Source organism: Oceanobacillus piezotolerans, assembly GCF_003665065.1.
In the GTDB taxonomy this organism is placed as follows: Bacteria; Bacillota; Bacilli; order Bacillales; family Amphibacillaceae; genus Oceanobacillus; species Oceanobacillus piezotolerans.
In genome coordinates, this window is the sequence record NZ_RCHR01000002.1 from 718,041 (window position 1) to 735,773 (window position 17,733).

14 protein-coding genes are annotated in these 17,733 nt (G+C 39.6%); 5 read left to right on the plus strand and 9 right to left on the minus strand.

Features of this window, described 5'->3' with window-relative positions:
- The first annotated feature begins 23 nt into the window (after nt 1-23).
- Nucleotides 24-857: a MetQ/NlpA family ABC transporter substrate-binding protein gene (locus D8M04_RS07670; protein ID WP_246001148.1), complete on the plus strand. Its 834-nt coding sequence runs from the start codon at nt 24-26 to the stop codon at nt 855-857.
- A 286-nt stretch (nt 858-1,143) separates the two neighbouring features.
- Complete coding sequence (locus D8M04_RS07675) at nt 1,144-1,479, plus strand: JAB domain-containing protein (RefSeq protein WP_246001149.1); 336 nt, start codon at nt 1,144-1,146, stop codon at nt 1,477-1,479.
- Nucleotides 1,480-1,906: 427 nt separating this feature from the next.
- On the opposite strand, the gene D8M04_RS07680 is transcribed toward D8M04_RS07675, so the two are convergent.
- Entirely contained in the window at nt 1,907-4,225 is a 2,319-nt protein-coding gene (locus tag D8M04_RS07680; RefSeq protein WP_246001150.1) for a glycoside hydrolase family 84 protein, read from the minus strand.
- Between the two features lie 889 nt (nt 4,226-5,114).
- Here D8M04_RS07680 and D8M04_RS07685 point away from each other — a divergent pair.
- Nucleotides 5,115-6,368, plus strand: a complete 1,254-nt coding sequence (locus tag D8M04_RS07685; protein WP_121522311.1) for a YeeE/YedE family protein — start codon at nt 5,115-5,117, stop codon at nt 6,366-6,368.
- Between the two features lie 160 nt (nt 6,369-6,528).
- Here D8M04_RS07685 and D8M04_RS07690 read toward each other — a convergent pair whose 3' ends face one another.
- The 3 genes from D8M04_RS07690 to D8M04_RS07700 all read right to left on the minus strand — a co-directional run bounded on the left by D8M04_RS07690 (nt 6,529) and on the right by D8M04_RS07700 (nt 9,073).
- A complete protein-coding gene (locus tag D8M04_RS07690) occupies nt 6,529-7,896 on the minus strand; it encodes an MFS transporter (protein ID WP_121522312.1) in 1,368 nt (455 codons plus the stop codon).
- 74 nt (nt 7,897-7,970) lie between these two features.
- Nucleotides 7,971-8,417, minus strand: a complete 447-nt coding sequence (locus tag D8M04_RS07695) for a PaaI family thioesterase (RefSeq protein WP_121522313.1) — start codon at nt 8,415-8,417, stop codon at nt 7,971-7,973.
- An 80-nt stretch (nt 8,418-8,497) separates the two neighbouring features.
- Nucleotides 8,498-9,073, minus strand: coding sequence for a TetR/AcrR family transcriptional regulator (locus D8M04_RS07700; RefSeq protein ID WP_121522314.1), 576 nt, complete (start codon nt 9,071-9,073; stop codon nt 8,498-8,500).
- A gap of 518 nt (nt 9,074-9,591) precedes the next feature.
- Here D8M04_RS07700 and D8M04_RS07705 point away from each other — a divergent pair.
- Entirely contained in the window at nt 9,592-10,776 is a 1,185-nt protein-coding gene (locus D8M04_RS07705) for an endonuclease (protein ID WP_121522315.1), read from the plus strand.
- An 85-nt stretch (nt 10,777-10,861) separates the two neighbouring features.
- Here the strand turns inward: D8M04_RS07705 and D8M04_RS07710 are convergent, their stop codons facing one another.
- A complete protein-coding gene (locus D8M04_RS07710) occupies nt 10,862-11,485 on the minus strand; it encodes an acetate uptake transporter (RefSeq protein ID WP_121522316.1) in 624 nt (207 codons plus the stop codon).
- Nucleotides 11,486-11,965: 480 nt separating this feature from the next.
- Here D8M04_RS07710 and D8M04_RS07715 point away from each other — a divergent pair, with 480 nt between their 5' ends.
- Nucleotides 11,966-13,609 (plus strand): catalase, encoded by a 1,644-nt coding sequence (locus D8M04_RS07715; protein WP_121522317.1) that lies wholly within the window; start codon nt 11,966-11,968, stop codon nt 13,607-13,609.
- Between the two features lie 162 nt (nt 13,610-13,771).
- Here D8M04_RS07715 and D8M04_RS07720 read toward each other — a convergent pair whose 3' ends face one another.
- From D8M04_RS07720 to D8M04_RS07735, 4 genes are all read right to left on the minus strand, one after another.
- Nucleotides 13,772-14,218, minus strand: a complete 447-nt coding sequence (locus D8M04_RS07720) for a VOC family protein (protein ID WP_425464003.1) — start codon at nt 14,216-14,218, stop codon at nt 13,772-13,774.
- 147 nt (nt 14,219-14,365) lie between these two features.
- Nucleotides 14,366-15,571, minus strand: a complete 1,206-nt coding sequence (locus D8M04_RS07725; RefSeq protein WP_121522318.1) for a putative glycoside hydrolase — start codon at nt 15,569-15,571, stop codon at nt 14,366-14,368.
- Nucleotides 15,568-16,458 (minus strand): polysaccharide deacetylase family protein, encoded by an 891-nt coding sequence (locus D8M04_RS07730; protein WP_121522319.1) that lies wholly within the window; start codon nt 16,456-16,458, stop codon nt 15,568-15,570. The genes D8M04_RS07725 and D8M04_RS07730 overlap by 4 nt, the downstream gene beginning before the upstream one ends.
- A 17-nt stretch (nt 16,459-16,475) precedes the next feature.
- A complete protein-coding gene (locus tag D8M04_RS07735) occupies nt 16,476-17,111 on the minus strand; it encodes a YkyA family protein (protein ID WP_121522320.1) in 636 nt (211 codons plus the stop codon).
- Between the last annotated feature and the right edge of the window lie 622 nt (nt 17,112-17,733).

Genomic DNA, 17,733 nt, shown 5'->3' on the forward strand with positions numbered 1-17,733 from the left:
TTTTAATTAATGGAGGAATGAAAATGAAAAAATTAGCATGGGTACTTATCTCGATTTTTGCTTTATTGGTAGTTACAGCTTGTAGTTCATCAGAACAAACGGCATCTGTAGATGAAACAAAACTAATAAGAGTTGGTTTTACACCAGGACCATATAGTGACCAAGTCCGTAAAGGGATTGAGCCTATTTTAAAAGAAAAGGGCTACGAGATTGAATACAATGAATTTACGAATGGAAACGAAATAAACTTTGCTCTAGAAGAAGGTTCTTTGGATGCAAATATATATCAGCATACTGCCTATTTTGAGAACTTTATCGGACAGAACAATTTGAATTTAGTCGAAATGATTAAAGTACCAACAGCGCCAATGGGTATTTATTCAGATCAATATACATCATTTGACAATTTAGATTTAAATAAAACATATAAGATTGCCATTCCAAACGACCCACCGAACATTGCACGTGCACTAAGAATTCTAGAAGAAGCAGGGTTTCTTAAGTTCAAACAGGATTATGAGCCGATTTCTGTAAGTACAAAAGATGTAGAGGAATATTACGTTCAAATTGAATTTATAGAGGTAGAACAAGCACAACTTGCACGAGTAATTAGTGATGTGGACTTTGCTTTGGTAAATGGTAACTACATTTTAGCTTCAGATCGTAAGCTTTCGGATAGTTTATTACTAGAAAATCCACCATTTGAGTACCAAAACTTGGTTGCGGTGCGTGCAGAAGATCAAGATAAACAATTTGTGAAGGATCTAATTGCTGCTTATCAAACAAAAGATTTCCAAACATTAATCGAAACGGATCCGCAGTTTGAAGGGTTTTGGCATCCTGAGTATTTTAAATAAACTAGCATTATAATTCACTAGCTTTTATATTTAAATAATAATAAGCCACTATCTGTTAAAATTTTTACTTCAGGTTTCCAACACTCATTTAAAATTTATGAATGTGAAAACTGCTCAGATTGTCCATCCCCTACACAAGTTGTACCAAGGAAGGATCAATTTTTCGTCAATAAAAAATTGAGGTTAATCTAAGTTTTGGAATTCTCAAGCCTAATTCCGGTTTCACACGCTTTACAGAGCGTGAAAAGTAAACGTGAATTACAATAAGCACAGAGATCTTGTCAAAATGAGGAGTATTCGCAGCCCGGAGGATGGCGCAGATATCGCAAGGTGCTTCATTGCTGACGACGACAGAGAAGTGTTTTTCGTCGCATGTCTGAACACGAAAAATCAGGTTGTGGCAGTCCATCGGTCGCATGTCGGGTCATTGAATTCCAGTATGGTGCATCCAAGAGAGGTGTTCAAGGCAGCAATAATGAACAATGCAGCTTCCATTATTCTCTTTCACCAGCATCCTTCTGGTGATAGCAGTCCCTCGCAAGAAGATATACATGTCACTAGACGGCTTGTCGAAGTGGAAAGATACTTGGAATTAACTACTAGATCGTCTGATTGTCGGTAGAAATCAGTTTACCAGCTTGAAAAAAAAGGATATTTATAAGCAAATAAGGGGAGCTTCTCCCCTTATTTGTTTTTTATTCGATGTTTCTTTTTCAAAACTTGCGTGATTGAAAAAGAAATAAAGAAAAATACTAAAATACTTAACGTTGTTAACAAGGCATAGCAAAATCTTTCTAAAATAACTTCAGCTAACGATTGGCCAGAATTTTTATTAGAAGGGATGCTGAAAATCTTTTCAAACGATTGTTTTTAATCCAAAACCGGCATGCTTCATTCGTTGTCCCATGTGGTTTTATTCTGCACAATCCCTTTTTGGTTTCCCGTGACTTACTCCCAGTAAATACAGTTTCTTAAATAAAGACGAACGAATAAGCTATAGAAATTAATCAAACAGGAGGTGTTTATAATTCATGCAGCCTCATTGCTTTCTATCTCGCTATCTCCCCTGAATTCCTCTCTAATGTTTTCATGTTTGCTGCATTTGATGTAGAATGAATCGTCATCGCTTTTTCCAGAAACGGCTGTATCACGCCCGGGGCAATTACTTTGTCATTCGGAATCGTGTATTCACCCTCCGGAATTGTCAGGGTTACTTCACCATTATCAATACTGACTATTGCACCGATAATCGCATTGTCCTCCAGCCAATTGCTGACATGAAGACTGAGCACATAACCGTCATCGGGAATTGGTGAGTTGTTGCCCCCCATTTTAACTACTATGTCATCCACAACTGTGATTTCATAGCCATAAATATTTGTGCGGGTCGTCGCGCCATATTCGGGCGTATATAGAATGAGCTCTGCTGCGCCACGGAAACGGTTAACGCCGTCAAGAGCTTTGGTTGCCACTTTAGGCTCGTCGAGGTCCAGTTCAATTGTGTCATTGGCAAGAATCTCATCAAGATTTGACCGGTGTTGATCGGCTTCTTCTTGGTCATTATTTTGTAAATCCATCATCATTTTCACAGTTTCCTGCCCAGCTTTCCCCTGAATTTCAAGCTTTTTGAGCCAGGCATATGTTTCGTCAAGGAAATTTTCATTATCTAAGTTTTCCCGTAATAGGGCTGGCGTCTCTTCAAAAGTCTTGAATTCGTCTAGCAATTGATTCGCTGCATCCTCGGCATTGTTATTTTCGTAGGCCTCCCAGAATTCGTCAATCAACGTCGTGAGTGTAAGTGCGCCTTCGTTACCATTCAGATTGGAGGCATAAGAATTTTCCGCAAACGTCTTCAGGGCACTTGCAGCATCACCGCCAAACGCCTTGAGGCTGCGTTCCCATGATTCTTTAGAATTGTAATCAGCCGGGTTCCATGTATAATCTGCTACCGTGTAGAGAGCAATTTTTGACGCTTCCGCCTGTATCATTGGATTGGCCGTTATCCCCAGTACACCATGCTCAGTTAAATCACTATCCCGATTTTCAAGCGGGCCAAGGAACAGCCGGCTCGTCTCAAAATCGTTTACCGGATAGTTGTCCCAGAGGAGCAAATCATGATTGAACATGTCTGCTGCTTCCCGTGCCTGTTCTCCAGTAATTTCAGGTGAAACCACAGCAGGTCCTGTCCAATCATCAATCACACTTGGATTGACCAGCTCCCCAAATTGCTGTTTATAGGCCGTGTCTCTAAGCCCAGAATATTCAGTCGGCACCGTTATCAGCCGCTCGGTATCTCCATGCGTTTCAATGAATTCTTTCTGGAAGCGATTTAATAAATATGCTTGGGCTGCAGCAATCGGGCTTTCTTCATCCCCAAACCGTTCCTGATCCTCTTTACACTGCAGGGCACCTGATATATCGTCATAAAAAATCGCAAACGAGCGGACGCCAATGTCATACATGGATTGCATCTTGTCCATCAACAGCCTAAAATCCTCATTCCCCGAATAGCAAACACTTGACCCTGGAGAAAGCGCAAATACAAACTGCACATGGTTTTGTTTGCTTTTCTGTACAAGTTCCTCTAGCTGATTAAAGCGATCTTCAGGATATGGTTCACGCCACTTGCTGAGATGGTACGGGTCGTCTTTTGGAGCATACACATAAGTATTCATCTTGTTTTGACCATAAAATTCAATCTGGCTCAGCCGATCTTCATGCGACCATGGCTGCCCGTAGAATCCTTCAATCGTTCCGCGGAGAGGCATTTCCGGCCAATCGCGAATGCTAACTGATGGCATCCAATCACGTCCCTGACGCTCCTGAATGACCTGTCCAAATGTCTTGGCAGCATAAAAAGTTCCCTCCTTATCTTTCCCGGCAAGAATGATTTCCTTCTCACCATTATTGCTTGTCGCCAGCACGTATCCTTCTTTGTTCAGCGCTTCTGGTCCATCAACTTCCAATTCGTTTAGGACGTCAATGGCATCAGGATTATCCGAGGTGCTGCCAATCCAGATTGTTACAGGCGTATTCGGTGCCGGTTCACCGGGGGTGCTGCGTACAATGCGATTAACACCTGAAGCTTCTAAAGTTTGTACGACTTCTCGTATTGCTGCTTCATCGGTGTCTTCACCTGCCACCAGCCCGACTACCGGAGTAATCGGAAAACCTTTACCTGTTACCTCCAGTTGCTGCGGTATTGGTGAAACCGTGATATCATCTTTATTTTGCTCTTTTGCTTGGACTATATCACTGTTTGCCGCTGACATCAGAAGTACTGTGCCGAAAAGAAGCAACAACAGCTTTTTGCCCATAAGTCTTGTACAAAACATAAATATCACCATCCTCACTTTATTATGAATCATGCTATAAACTTCCTACACATACCTTTTCTTTACCATTTTAATTCAGTTAAATTTTCCCTGTGGCAGCTTTGATGCTATCCATAGGAGAATTTAGGTTTCTAGCTTGAGAAGGAAAGCACCTCCCCTCCAGTAATAAATGGAATTTGAAATTTACATTTTATTGCAAAGGCGATGAATGATGTTCCAGGTTTCTTTCTGATTTCTAAAATGAAGGATTAAACAGCCTCTTTTGAAGGATATTTGTCATTTGGCCCGCCTCCATAGTAAAATGTTCTTTACCCATAATAATTAGACAAACAATTCTGAAATCCTCTTTTCCATTTATATAGAACCTAACTTTCCCTGCAACAGTTAATGGAAACTCAGGACAATAAGGAACGTCATCAGACGTTATCTAATATTGACGCGGATACAAACATGGTCAATAGAACACTTTTTAGAGAGATAGGGTTTTATTTCAATGCACTATTGGTGTTAATTTCCTTATTGTCCATCTTTGCTACCAGAGTTGCACTAGACAAATTGGAACCATTTTTTTGAAATCCCGATTAATGTATGATTATCGGCTTTGGTCTTATACTCTACATATCAGATGTACCTATGATTATGTTGGTCACCAAGGAAACCGATGGCTGTTACTTTTCTCTTAACGGACTTACTAGCAAAAATTGATGCTATCAATATTGGTAAGATATTAAAAGAAGAACCTCAGCCTATCCTAAGTGCTTCTCATGAATATCATTTATGTATAAAGTAGCCATTTCCTGTATAACCTTTTAATTCTATATTCCTTTTCACATGTAAATCTCCTTTACATTCACCATAAAATCTTATAAACTATAATATTAGTAAATCCTATTAAACTAATACGAATAAGGAGGTTTTTTTCATGGAACAGCAAGCAGCTGTATCATCAAAGACATTGATTAAACATCCAACCACAGTTATTAAAGAACTCCAACCGGTTCAAAAGCCGTTTTTAACAATCGGAATTATTGCTGCAGTTATCTTATTTATTGCTATTGTCAGCACGACGAACATGGTTCAAGGCGTGCTTTACTTAATAGGAATCGCATTAGGTGTTACTTTATTACAGGCTCGATTTGGTTTTACATCAGCCTTCAGACGACTAATGTCGGTCGGAAACACACAGGGGCTCCAAGCGCATATGCTTATGCTCATTGTTGCAACCACATTATTTGCCATTATTCTCAGTACTGGATTTTCATTTACGGGAGTGGAGCCTGCAGGTTATGTTTCACCAGTAGGAATCAGCGTTATTGTTGGTTCATTTATATTCGGCATCGGCATGCAGCTCGGAAACGGCTGCGCTTCTGGAACGCTTTATAATCTTGGCGGTGGTTCCAGCTCTATGATTCTTACGCTAATAGCCTTTATCATCGGCGCAACCGCTGGCGCATATCATCTTCCATTCTGGATGGGCACACCGTCACTTGAGCCATTTTCACTTGCTACATCCACTAGCTTAGGATATGGTGGAGCGTGGGCTGTTCAGGTCATTGCGTTACTTGTTATTTACTTTATTCTCGTTCAATTTGCAAAGTGGAAGAACCCTCCGATGATGAAACCACTCGCAACAACAAGCGGCTGGAAAAAGATCTTTCGAGGAGCATGGCCACTATTTGCTGCTGGAATTGTTTTAGCAATCTTAAATGCTCTAACACTAGCAGTCCGTGGACAGCCATGGGGAATCACATCTGCCTTTGCTTTATGGGGAGGAAAAGCTCTTGACTCTGTAGGAGTTGATGTCGCTTCTTGGGGATATTTCCAAGGGGCAAACGGAGAGGCGCTAAGTCAAAGTGTTCTAGCAGACTCTACTAGTGTCATGAACTTTGGAATTATTTTGGGTGCCTTCATTGCAGCAACAGCACAAGGTAACTTCAAACCGAAGAAGCTAAAAGCTGGTCCTGCCAGCGCCGCTATTGTTGGCGGACTATTAATGGGATATGGGGCTCGTCTTGCTTTTGGCTGTAACATCGGTGCATACTTTGGCGGCATTGCATCCTTTAGCCTGCATGGCTGGGTATGGATGGTAATGGCAATGCTCGGTACAGGAGTTGCCTTGTTTATCAGACCATTATTTGGACTGAATAACCCGAAGAAAAACGATCTGTTTTGCTAAGAAAATCCTCGTCCTTTGGTGGGCGAGGATTTTTTGATTTATGTTTGGATGATCACTGGAGGACTGTGGGGACGGGTTCCTATCCCTTTCAACCGACTGACACAACTTCCTACCGAGCCGGTTTTCCAGTTCCACTGGACTATTTAACTATCTAATGTAGTTAACTTGGCAGCTTTACCTTAACTCCTCGATAGTAAAAACTGTATATTAAAACAGCAATCATGATTATAAGGGAAAAACAAATAAATATATTTCTATATATAATCTCTGAAGATAAACTTTCTTGAAGTGTTAATAATAGCCCGGAAATTGCGACTCCGACTCCCCCACCGAAAAATTGTATTAATTGTACGATACCTATCCCTGAACTGATTTGGGCCGTTGGAAGAATCCTTGTTACCTCGTTAGGAATACTTGTAGAAATTGCTGTAAAGCCAATACTTGCAAATATATAACTAGAAAGTATCGAATAGGAAGCTAAGGTAGATAACCCTGCAAATAGGATGGTGGAACTTAATAAAAATAATAGGCCAGCAATAATGATAGGCGCATTACCATAACGATCGATTAATCCTCCTATAAAATACCCACCAATCATAGCAATAACGGCTCCTGGAAAAATCATTATTCCTACCTCAATGGGCCCTTTTTCGAAAACAGTTGTTAAAATAATGGGCATTAAAAACAGATTTGAAAAATTGATGAAGAAAGCTGAACAACCAACAAATAGCAGCTTTGTATATTGTTTATTTCTTAGGAGAATCGGTGGGATAAACGGCTCTTTCGTTTTATTAAGATATCTCCACCATACTACAAAAAGGAAAACAGTTCCTACTAAAATACGATATGAAGATGTGGATAGAGAAAGTAACAGCCCTGTAACACTAAGTCCAGTTAAAATGGCACCGTATAAATCGAAATGTCCTTTTTTAATAACCTCTTTCGGTAATAACTTTTGGAAGAAAGGAATAGTTAGGACAGAGAATCCGGTCACAGCGAACAGATAATTCCATCCAAAATTTTGAGTGATTACTCCCCCTATTACAGGGCCTAAACCAAATGCCAATGAAGCAGCAGAAGCAATCATTGCCATCGCTTTTCCACGGTTTGATAAAGGTATGTAGCGCCCAGCCATAATCATGCCCAATCCCATAGCAGCTCCTGCCCCAGCTGCCTGAAAAATACGTGCTCCCAATAATATTAAAAAATGAGTTGAAAAGAAACCGATTATCGATGCTATGCCTAAAATGCTAATTCCAAAGTATAGAAGTCTTAAAAGGGGAATAAAATCAGATAATCTACTAAATGCCAAAGTTGAAATAGCAAACATAATGGAATAACCGGAAACGAGCCAAGATGCCATCGATGAATTTAAGGAAAAATCTTTAATTATAAAGGGTAATGCCACGTTAAACATTGTTGTATTCATTACGACTAGCAAGGTGGTAAAACTCCAAATGATAATGAGTTTATTCTCTTGAAAGGACACGTTACTTTCAGTTTGGGAAGAAGGTAAAGTAGAAGACATTTGATCCCATCCTTATTTTTAGATCAATCAATGATTCCTTTGGATCCATGAGATAATACAAAAGCTAGTCATTGTTATTCTATTTTTAATCTTCTTCCGGCAGATTGTCCCTTTAAAATCATACATGTACTAGTAGAATGGGCCACGAGACTTTGCTTTTCATCATATACATGACATTCCAGTAATCCGATGGATGAGCCTTTTTTTATTATTTTCCCCTCAGCTCGAAGTTTCGATTTAAAAATGGGCTTAAGAAAATTTAATTTAATTTCTACCGTCGTAAAAATTTCATCGTCAGCAAGTGTACTAGAAAAAGCATAACCCATAGCAGCATCAGCTATATCGCACAATATCCCGCCATGTAATGTACCCATCGGATTATGAAGTCTTTCAGAAGCTTCCAATTCTAAAACAACTCTGCCTTCCTCAACCTCTACCACTTTAAATCCAAGTACCTGTGCCACTGGTGGACCAGGATTTTCTCCTGACATCATTTTCTTTAGACTTTCTAATTTACTCAATATTTGATCCCTCCACTTTTTAATATAAATGATTAAACAAAGCCAAAGCCGCCCATTCTAGAACGCTCATTCTAAAAAGGCTAATCCAATACAGCCAAAGTCGAATCTATAATGTTTAGAATCTTCTCTTTATCATCTGTTGTTTTAGCCAGAACTCTTATACCAATAAATGAATTATGAATAGAGGCAGCTAATTTTCCCAGGTCAAGTTGATTGGATAATTCTCCACTCATTTGGCCACGTAATAATAGTTCGTATATGAATGTTTCTGTCTTACTAAAACTTTTACTAATCCTATCAGCAATTTCTTGATTATGTGCTGTTAATTCTATTGCTGTATTTACAATTAAACATCCTGCTGGGCTTCCATCATTAGAGTAAACCGCCATTTCGAATAATTCTCTTATCGCTAACCTGACTGAAGTTATCGGTTTAATTTGTTGTTGTATTCTTCTCTCAACGTTCTCTTCGAAAAGCTGCAAAGCTCTTAGAAACAACGTCTGCTTATCACCAAATGTGTCATAAATACTTCGACGGTGTATATTCATATGGTTAACTAAATCTTGCATCGACGTTTTTTCATATCCATTTTGCCAAAAGAGCACCATTGCTTTTCGTAAAACCCTGTTTTCATCGAATTCTTTTTGCCTAGCCACTTTTCCCCTCCTTTAAAAGGATAGTATCATTCTCAGAACATTAAGTAAAGAATAATCAAATTATTCTAATAAATATATTGAGTTTCAGTCGGATTTGTCAGACCCATTGACCTTAAAATTGCGTTAAAGTCGCTCCCTTCATTGGATGTAGTTCAATGCCTTTGGGGCGACTTTCGGGTGGTCTTGCTCAACTTTTCTGTGTTTCGGAGTGACTTTCGGGTGTCTCGCTTAACTTTCCAGTGTTTTGGAGCGACTTTCGGGAGGCCTCGCTCAACAAATCATACATTCAGAGCTAGATTTTGAATAATAGCTTACTTTTTCGCCTTATACTGAGCTAAATCCATTTATTTCTAAATTGATCTTTCACTATCTTTTCTCTATAGTAAAGATTCAAAGTCAAATTTTTTAACTACGACATATCTCGTACTTTTTGTAACAGCAACTTCATACTCTATTAAAGCTAACTTTATAACTGTCTTATATAATACAGGTGAAACAACTAAAAGGAGGAGATAGCATTGTCAAATAATCAAAAAAGAACACTGTTAACAGTTATTCTATTGCTTGCATCGGTGTTATTGTTTATCCAGCCGGCACAAACAATTTTAGTGAATGCTACGTCAGGGAATGGCTCATGGTCTTCGCCATACACAGTTGCACAGGCAAACAGCAATCAGAATAATTCAACAAAAACAGTTGAGGGGTATATTGTTGGGCAACCAGTATCCACCACTTCTGTCATTAGAAGCAACTTTCCAAATGATTATGCTTTTGCTTTAGCAGACAGTCCTTCTTCCACGAACACTAATGAAATGGTTTATGTTCAAATTCCATCTTCCTTCCGAACTTCATTTGGGCTAAAATCTAACCCTTCCTTATTAGGAGAGAAAGTAAAAGTAACTGGAACACTAACAGACTATTTTGCACATGCTGGACTAAAAAGTGGCTCTGCTTTTGAATTACAGAATGACGGCACAGCGCCGCCGGAAACGGAACCAGCTCCTGAAAATCCAGACACAGACGACTATTATAATGCAGCATATGGTAAAACAGGGGAACAATTAAGATCAGCTCTACATAACATCATTGATGATCATACTGAAATCTCTTACTCCAATGTTTGGGAAGCATTACGCGAAACAGATGAAGATCCTAATAACTCAAATAATGTGATCCTCCTTTATACTGGCCGTTCGCAAGGAAAAAACACAAATGGCGGAAATGCGGATGACTGGAATCGAGAGCATGTCTGGGCGAAGTCGCATGGTGACTTTGGCACCTCAATGGGTGCTGGGACTGATCTCCATCATTTAAGACCAACAGATGCTTCAGTCAATAGTACAAGAAGTAACCTCGACTTTGATGAAGGTGGCAGAGAGCATACAGAGGCCTCTGGAAACTACTATGACTCGGATTCCTGGGAACCAAGGGATGAGGTTAAAGGGGATGTAGCTAGAATGCTTTTCTATATGGATGTACGCTACGAGGGTGATAGCGGTGAACTTGATTTGGAATTAAATGACCGGGTGAGTAATGGATCGGCACCCTACCACGGCAAACTATCTGTATTGCTACAATGGCATGAAGAAGATCCAGTTGATGACTTTGAAAGACGAAGAAATGACGTTATATACAATGATTATCAGCATAACCGTAATCCATTTATTGATCATCCGGAATGGGTAACAGAGATTTGGGAATGACTAGTAGATACTAATACCAATAGAAAATAAAAAAACGGGCCAATCTATGATGATTGGCTCGTTTTTTATCTAAATGCATCAAAAACTACTTGTCTTCCACAAATATACCAAACGGTTTCCCTACTGGTAAAACAACTTTTCCGAAGTGTGGGTTTAATACAGCTGCAGCAGAACCGTAGAACGAGAGTAAAGCAATAAGCAACTCAGAGATTGCTGCTAGCATATGTGAAAATTCGTACATAATACCAAACGAACTTAGGGACAATCCGACAAATAAGAGATCAATAAATACGAAGATGGAGAACAATACTTTATGAGTTTCCATGGCTCCAACTGTCATAAATATACTAAAAATTAAGTAGCCGACGAATGCGACACCCAATTGTTTCGAATCTGCGTTCGCAAGTAAGGGCTCACCAAATGCTCCCATTTGGATCATCCAAGTGGCACCAACCCCAAACCAGAATAGGCCAAATCCTCCGAATGCTGTTGTACCAAATACATTGTTATGCTTCGAATCTAAAAAGCTTGCATATAGTTGAGCAAGACCGCCTAAGAAGAAAGCCCACGGTAAGATTAACGAGGTGCCATCTGTTATTCCTAATTTTTGTGATGATGCTACTAACGTAACCATTGCCAAACCAAACAGCCCTATTGCTGATGGATCAGCTGTTACGATTTTTACTGAGTTATGATTTTGATTATTCATAGATGCTATTTCCTCCTTGATGACATACCTACTAAGGATACCTAAGGTTGTCCACTTTGTCTATAAGAATTTGGCGGAGGAAAAATGTGTTAGTGCAATGGGGCTGTGCATTGGGGAGAATCAAACGTTGAACCATGATCCGCAAGCAAATTATTTCTACGATACTCTGCGTTACTTACAGCTATTTTGGTCTAATTTCTTATTGTTCTTCTACGGGTATAATGATTAGTTTCCTTATCCCTTGGGAGTCTTCTGTCTGAGAATAATAAACTAACCATTAAACTATATTAATTACCCGTTTTGAAGTATAAATAAACCTTATCGGCAAATATTTTTTGCTATTATCAAAATATTTGAATTCCCAAATATTAACAACTATAATGGACGTGACTAATAAATTAGAATAATTTTCGTTTGAATGTTATTCTAATAAACCCTTATCGTTAAATGAAGGGTTATTACAATAGGGAGGTTTTCATTTTGGCAGAGAATAAAGATAAGAATATTCCACATGCACAAGAGGTTGACCGCGAGACATTAACCACAAGACAGGGTCACCCTGTCACAGATAACCAAAACTTACGTACAATTGGGAATCGCGGCCCAGCTACTCTAGAAAACTACCACTTTATTGAAAAGATTTCACATTTTGACAGGGAAGAAGTCCCAGAGCGTGTTGTTCATGCTCGAGGAGCAGGAGCTTTTGGATATTTCGAAACGTACGGAAAAGTTGGAGATGAACCAGTTGAGAAGTATACACGTGCGAAAGTATTCTCAGGCGCGGGCAAACGAACACCATTATTAGTTCGTTTTTCTACAGTGGCCGGTTCGAAACAGTCACCGGAAACAGAAAGAGATCCGCGTGGATTTGCAGTCAAAATGTATACCGAAGATGGAAACTGGGATTTGGTTGGAAACAACTTAAAAATCTTCTTTATCCAAGATGCTATGAAATTCCCGGATATGATTCACGCATTTAAAGCAGACCCTGCTTCAAACGTGCCAAATCCACAACGGATGTTTGACTTTGTATCTCGTTCACCTGAGGCAACTCATATGATTACATTCCTTTTCTCTCCGTGGGGTATTCCAGCAACATACCGTCACATGCAGGGTTCAGGTGTAAATACGTATAAATGGGTTAATGAGAAAGGCGAAGCAGTACTAGTGAAGTATCATTGGGAGCCGAAACAAGGAATCCGTAATTTAACGCAAGAAGAAGCAAATGAAATCCAAGCGAAGAATTTCAGTCATGCGACACAGGATTTGTATGAGGCAATCGAACGCGGTGACTATCCAGAATGGGAACTATTCGTTCAAATTATGGAGGATGATTATCATCCGGAGCTTGATTTCGATCCGCTTGATGATACAAAACTGTGGCCTGAGGACAAGTTCCCATGGCTTCCAGTAGGTCGTATGGTACTTGACCGCAATCCAGTCGATTACCATGCAGAAATTGAACAAGCTGCTTTTGGTACAGGGGTTCTAGTTGATGGAATGGACTTCTCAGATGATAAGATGCTGCAAGGACGTACATTCTCCTACTCTGATACACAGCGATATCGTGTTGGGGCGAACTATCTGCAGCTTCCGGTGAATGCACCGAAAACGGACGTTCGAACAAATCAACATCGTGGTCAAATGGATTTCCGCGATAAGAAAGAGAATGGTGAAAATCCACATATTAACTATGAGCCATCCATGCTTGGCGGCTATCAAGAAGCAAACAAAGAAGAACGTGTACAGCATCGTCCACACTACAATGCTCAGGCCATGAGTGAACCAATTGACCGTCCAAATTACTATGGCCAAGCAGGCGAAACATATCGCAGCTTTGAGGATTGGGAACGCGACGATTTAATAAATAATTTATCCAATGCTCTTGCTGTCTGTGATAAGAAAATTCAAGATGCCATGGTTTATCACTTCACTCAAGCAGATGAAGACTATGGTCGCCGTGTGAAGGAAGGCATTGAGAAGAAAATGGAAGAATTGCAGAAGATGGAAAATAAAGTTCCTGGCCGTGAAGCAGGTCAATCGAAATTCGGTCAAGGTTCGTTAGCAGCAAATGAGGCAACAAAGGAAGCTGTTGATAAAGGGCATGAAGCTGATCCATATTAATAGAAAGTAAAAAAATAAAGGGGACAGGATTGGCTTTCTGTCCCCCTTTTTAATTTGAAGAAGAAGTGCTCCTGTAGAACAATAATTTTATTTGAGCCGTTTACCTCTAAGGTGCCCTCCCCTTTCCATTACACTTCGTCCCAGAAACAACATAGTAGATAACTATGAATTAAGATTCTCCTTCTCATATGATGCCTGTTCCACGTTAAATTCTATCATGTTACCATCCGGATCCTGACAAAATATTTGCGCGAACCCACTCTTACTTTCTGGTTTTAATAATATATCTACACCTGCTTCTTCCAAATAACGACGGGTATCGTTATAACTTTTAACTCGAATCGCTAAGTGGCCGTCCCTGGAATCTAATTTCCGGCTTGTTCTTAATGTTTCTGAATCTTTATAAACGATTAAATGCAACTGTTGGTCGCCAATTTGGTACCAGGCCCCTGGAAAGTCAAAATTAGGCCGATCCAATTCTTTAAAACCAAGGATGTCTCCGTAGAAATCCTTTGCCTTTTCCAAATCAGTTACTGGTAAACTTACATGATGAAACTCTTCAATATGAATCATATCTTTAAACACCTCATTATAAGTTTCTTGTACCATTTAATAGGATGTGCTCCCCTTGTTATGTGGTTACTTTAATTTTATCAAAGGGTGTCCTTTTTGTGTGCAAAAAAGCGTGATACTCACCAATTTATTGGAGGGTATCACGCTTTTAATTGCTGGGGTTTTGTCCCAGCCTCTTTTAACTTAATCACCAGGTGTGTAATCCACACCTTCCGTATACGTATTGCCTGCATCCCAAAGTAGAAATTCATTCACGCCGTGATCTGCGAGTGCTCGAATTTGTGCTTCCACTTCTTCTGCACCGTAGTTTTTATAATTTCCGCTGCCAAGATACGAGGCAGTAAAGTCCTGCAGCCACGGCCTGCTTGTTGGCGGGTCTTCCATCTTACCGAGCACTTCTTTTTCTACTTTCATATATTCATCAATCACCTGGTATGGCTCAAGATCAGGTTTTGCTATATTAAAATAGCCGTTTCCCCAGTGGCTTGGGTAAATCATCGAAGAAATGACATCAACATTTTCCGATATTTTGGTAAAGTTCTGCCCAATACCCGGTGCTTCCGGTAAGGTTGCTGAATAACCAAAAATATCAACTGAAACATCGACCCCATATGGTTTTAATTCCTGATAAGCATGTGCAACAAAATCCGTTACCGCATTTACGCGCTGCTGCACATCATCTTCTTCTCCTTCATAATCACCGTGAGTATAATTTAATTCATCAGCCCGATTTTCAAATCCTTCTGGGAAACGAACGTAATCAAATTGAATCTCTTTGAATCCCATTTTTGCTGCTTGCTTAGCGATTTCAATATTGTAGTTCCAAACATCTTTCGAAAATGGATTAACAAAGTTTTCACCGCGCCCATTTTCCCAAACACTTCCATCCTCATGCGTAAAGGATAAGTCCGGACGTTCTTGGGCCAGTCGAGAGTCTTTAAATACAACAATTCTCGCAATCGGGTAAATACCATTTTCTTCCACCGTCTTCATAAGCGACTCGCCGTCTACAATGTCTTTAGAAAATTTCTGCACGAGTTCATTTTCAGATTGCAAATCTAACATCATATCGCCGAAATCATCCTTCACATCAATGACCATCGCATTAAGCTCTGTATCGTTTACTAAATCAACGAGTTTATCCATGCGCGCCCCGCCGGCTGAGTGACCGGTCACATAAATGCCTTTCACTCCCTCTTCAGGGTAAGGGATTTCCACGCCACTGTCATAGGTAAATTGTTCGGGAATTTCCTCTGGCACTTTTAGAATTGGCTCTTCATTTATTTTCAGCAATTTTGTTTCTAAATTTTCCTCCGCATACGCACCGTCTGTGGGCAGGCAGAACATAGTGATGAGCACTGCAGTACTAATTAAAAATTTCTTCATCATTCCGCCTGTCCTCCTTTATTCGGACTATAGATCAAATCTGGATCAACTAATGTATAGCCTTTTTCACGCAATCCGGTAATTATCCCATCCAGTGCCTCTTTCGTCCATTCACGATCATGCATGAGTAAATTGGCGCCATCATTCAAATAGGCTGTGTTCACCATGATATCCGCGAGTGCCCCTGGCTCCTGATACTCCGGTTCCCAGTCATAGCCATATGTCCAGTTCATTAGCACCATATCTTCCTCTTCTGCAACCCGTTTCGTATAATCCGTATTCAAACCATGCGGCGCACGAAAGAAACGCGGACGCTCGCCGGTAATTTCCTCAACCAGATCATTTACTTTAACGATTTCCTCTCGTTGCTGTTCCTCGCTGATATCAGTCAAAGTTGGGTGAGTATATGTATGATTGCCTATTTCATATCCCATTTCATGGATTTTTTTCAGCTTTTCTTTCCCTTCTTCAGATTCCAAATACATCCCATTTACAAAAAAGATCGCCGGTGCATCATGCTCTTTTAGAATTTCTGCCATTTCTACCGCATTTCCGTCTGGTGCATCATCAAATGTAAGCAATGCAACTTGCGATTCTGCTTCTTCTGTCAGCGGTTCAACTGTGAAGTTTTCTGGGTTTACTTCATAAGAATAATCAACATTACTTTGCTGTGAATCTTCAAGTTCAGCTGTACTATGCTCATCAACCGCTTCCTCTTCTGATTCCGTTCCCTCTGATTCTTGCCCTTCTTGATTCTCTATACTGCTTTCATTTTGCGTTTCTTCCTCTTCTGCAACTGCGTGCTCTACTTGGCCTTCTGCTGTACTTTGACAGCCGGACATTGCAACTAAAGCTACGATTGCAATAACTGATATGATTCGTTTCTTCATGTGGTACTCCTCTCTCATTAAGACGCATTCGCTTTTTCATTTAATGCTACTTGAAGTGATTCATAATCGTTCTGCAGTGCAGCAAGCTGTTCATCTAATTGAAGTAAAAATTCACTCGTTTTCTCATCATTTGAAGCAATACTTTCGATTCCTTCTGTCATCGTCTTATATGTTGCATTGTCTTCAGCAAGTGACTTAAAAAACTCCTCTTGCTCTCTTAGTGCATCTGCATAATGGGACATATAATCAGAAATTGATGATGTTAGCTGATCGAGCGACTCAGTCAACGCGCCAACATCCTCTTCCGGCAGATCACTGGTATCATTGTCTGTAAAAGCTGTATAATTTTCCTCCAGCTGGTTCCTATATTCTTCTATTCTATTAAGCGATTCCTTTCTCGCCTCAATATTTGCAAATACAGTCGATGATCCATCTGCCAAACTCTTTAACTCCTTATCCTCAGCCAAAGTCTGCTCAAAAGAATCCTGCAGCTCAGATTCTTGTTTCACAATAGAATTGAGTTCGTCAACCAGCCCATTCCCGGTAGTATGTACGGACTCCGTTACAGCCATCGCATTCTCTACCTGATTGGCACAGCCACCGAGCAAAAATAAACCTAAAAAACTAGTAACAATAACAATTAACCTATCCATGATCTACCCCTTTTTTATAACAGATGATATTGATAATAGTCAGCTAGATTACAAGAAAAGAGAGCAGTAAATCAAAGCATACAGGAGCGGTTTAAGATTTTTCCTTTCCTAAACCTCTTCTCAGTTGTGCTTTAATCTGTTGTATTATGTATTTTTGCAAAAGCTTATGTTTTGTCTCTCTTCTTTTCTTGTCGAACTCTATACTATTTTCAATATCTTCTCTGTCGTTTCTTACTAATAAATGATTTTAATAACTTCTTCCCTTATAAGAAAACTATTAAACATGCATTGATTAATATAACTTTAATAGTATCACAAAACACCTTTCCCAACTTATTTGCTGCCGAGACTAGTTTTCAAATTAAACCTGCAATTTTCAATAAAATCATCTAACAATAATTTTTGATCGAGCATGTTGAATAATGTTTAATTTGTACATGAATTGTAGAAAGTATTTAGAAAACAGGTCGAATCCAGCATATCTTTATCTTGCATCTTATTCTTAAATCCTGATTATAAACAAGGCCTCCATGAACCATCCATTCTATGTCTACAACTATCAATAGCAACTTAACCAAATGATGTTATCATAAAAAGAACCAGCAGCCATGTTACTGGTTTA

Coding starts and splice junctions, on each gene's coding strand:
- D8M04_RS07670 (WP_246001148.1), top strand. CDS start 24: ATGAAAAAATTAGCATGGGTACTTATCTCGATTTTTGCTTTATTGGTA.
- D8M04_RS07675 (WP_246001149.1), top strand. CDS start 1,144: ATGAGGAGTATTCGCAGCCCGGAGGATGGCGCAGATATCGCAAGGTGC.
- D8M04_RS07680 (WP_246001150.1), bottom strand. CDS start 4,225: ATGATTCATAATAAAGTGAGGATGGTGATATTTATGTTTTGTACAAGA.
- D8M04_RS07685 (WP_121522311.1), top strand. CDS start 5,115: ATGGAACAGCAAGCAGCTGTATCATCAAAGACATTGATTAAACATCCA.
- D8M04_RS07690 (WP_121522312.1), bottom strand. CDS start 7,896: ATGTCTTCTACTTTACCTTCTTCCCAAACTGAAAGTAACGTGTCCTTT.
- D8M04_RS07710 (WP_121522316.1), bottom strand. CDS start 11,485: ATGAATAATCAAAATCATAACTCAGTAAAAATCGTAACAGCTGATCCA.
- D8M04_RS07720 (WP_425464003.1), bottom strand. CDS start 14,218: ATGGTACAAGAAACTTATAATGAGGTGTTTAAAGATATGATTCATATT.
- D8M04_RS07725 (WP_121522318.1), bottom strand. CDS start 15,571: ATGATGAAGAAATTTTTAATTAGTACTGCAGTGCTCATCACTATGTTC.
- D8M04_RS07730 (WP_121522319.1), bottom strand. CDS start 16,458: ATGAAGAAACGAATCATATCAGTTATTGCAATCGTAGCTTTAGTTGCA.
- D8M04_RS07735 (WP_121522320.1), bottom strand. CDS start 17,111: ATGGATAGGTTAATTGTTATTGTTACTAGTTTTTTAGGTTTATTTTTG.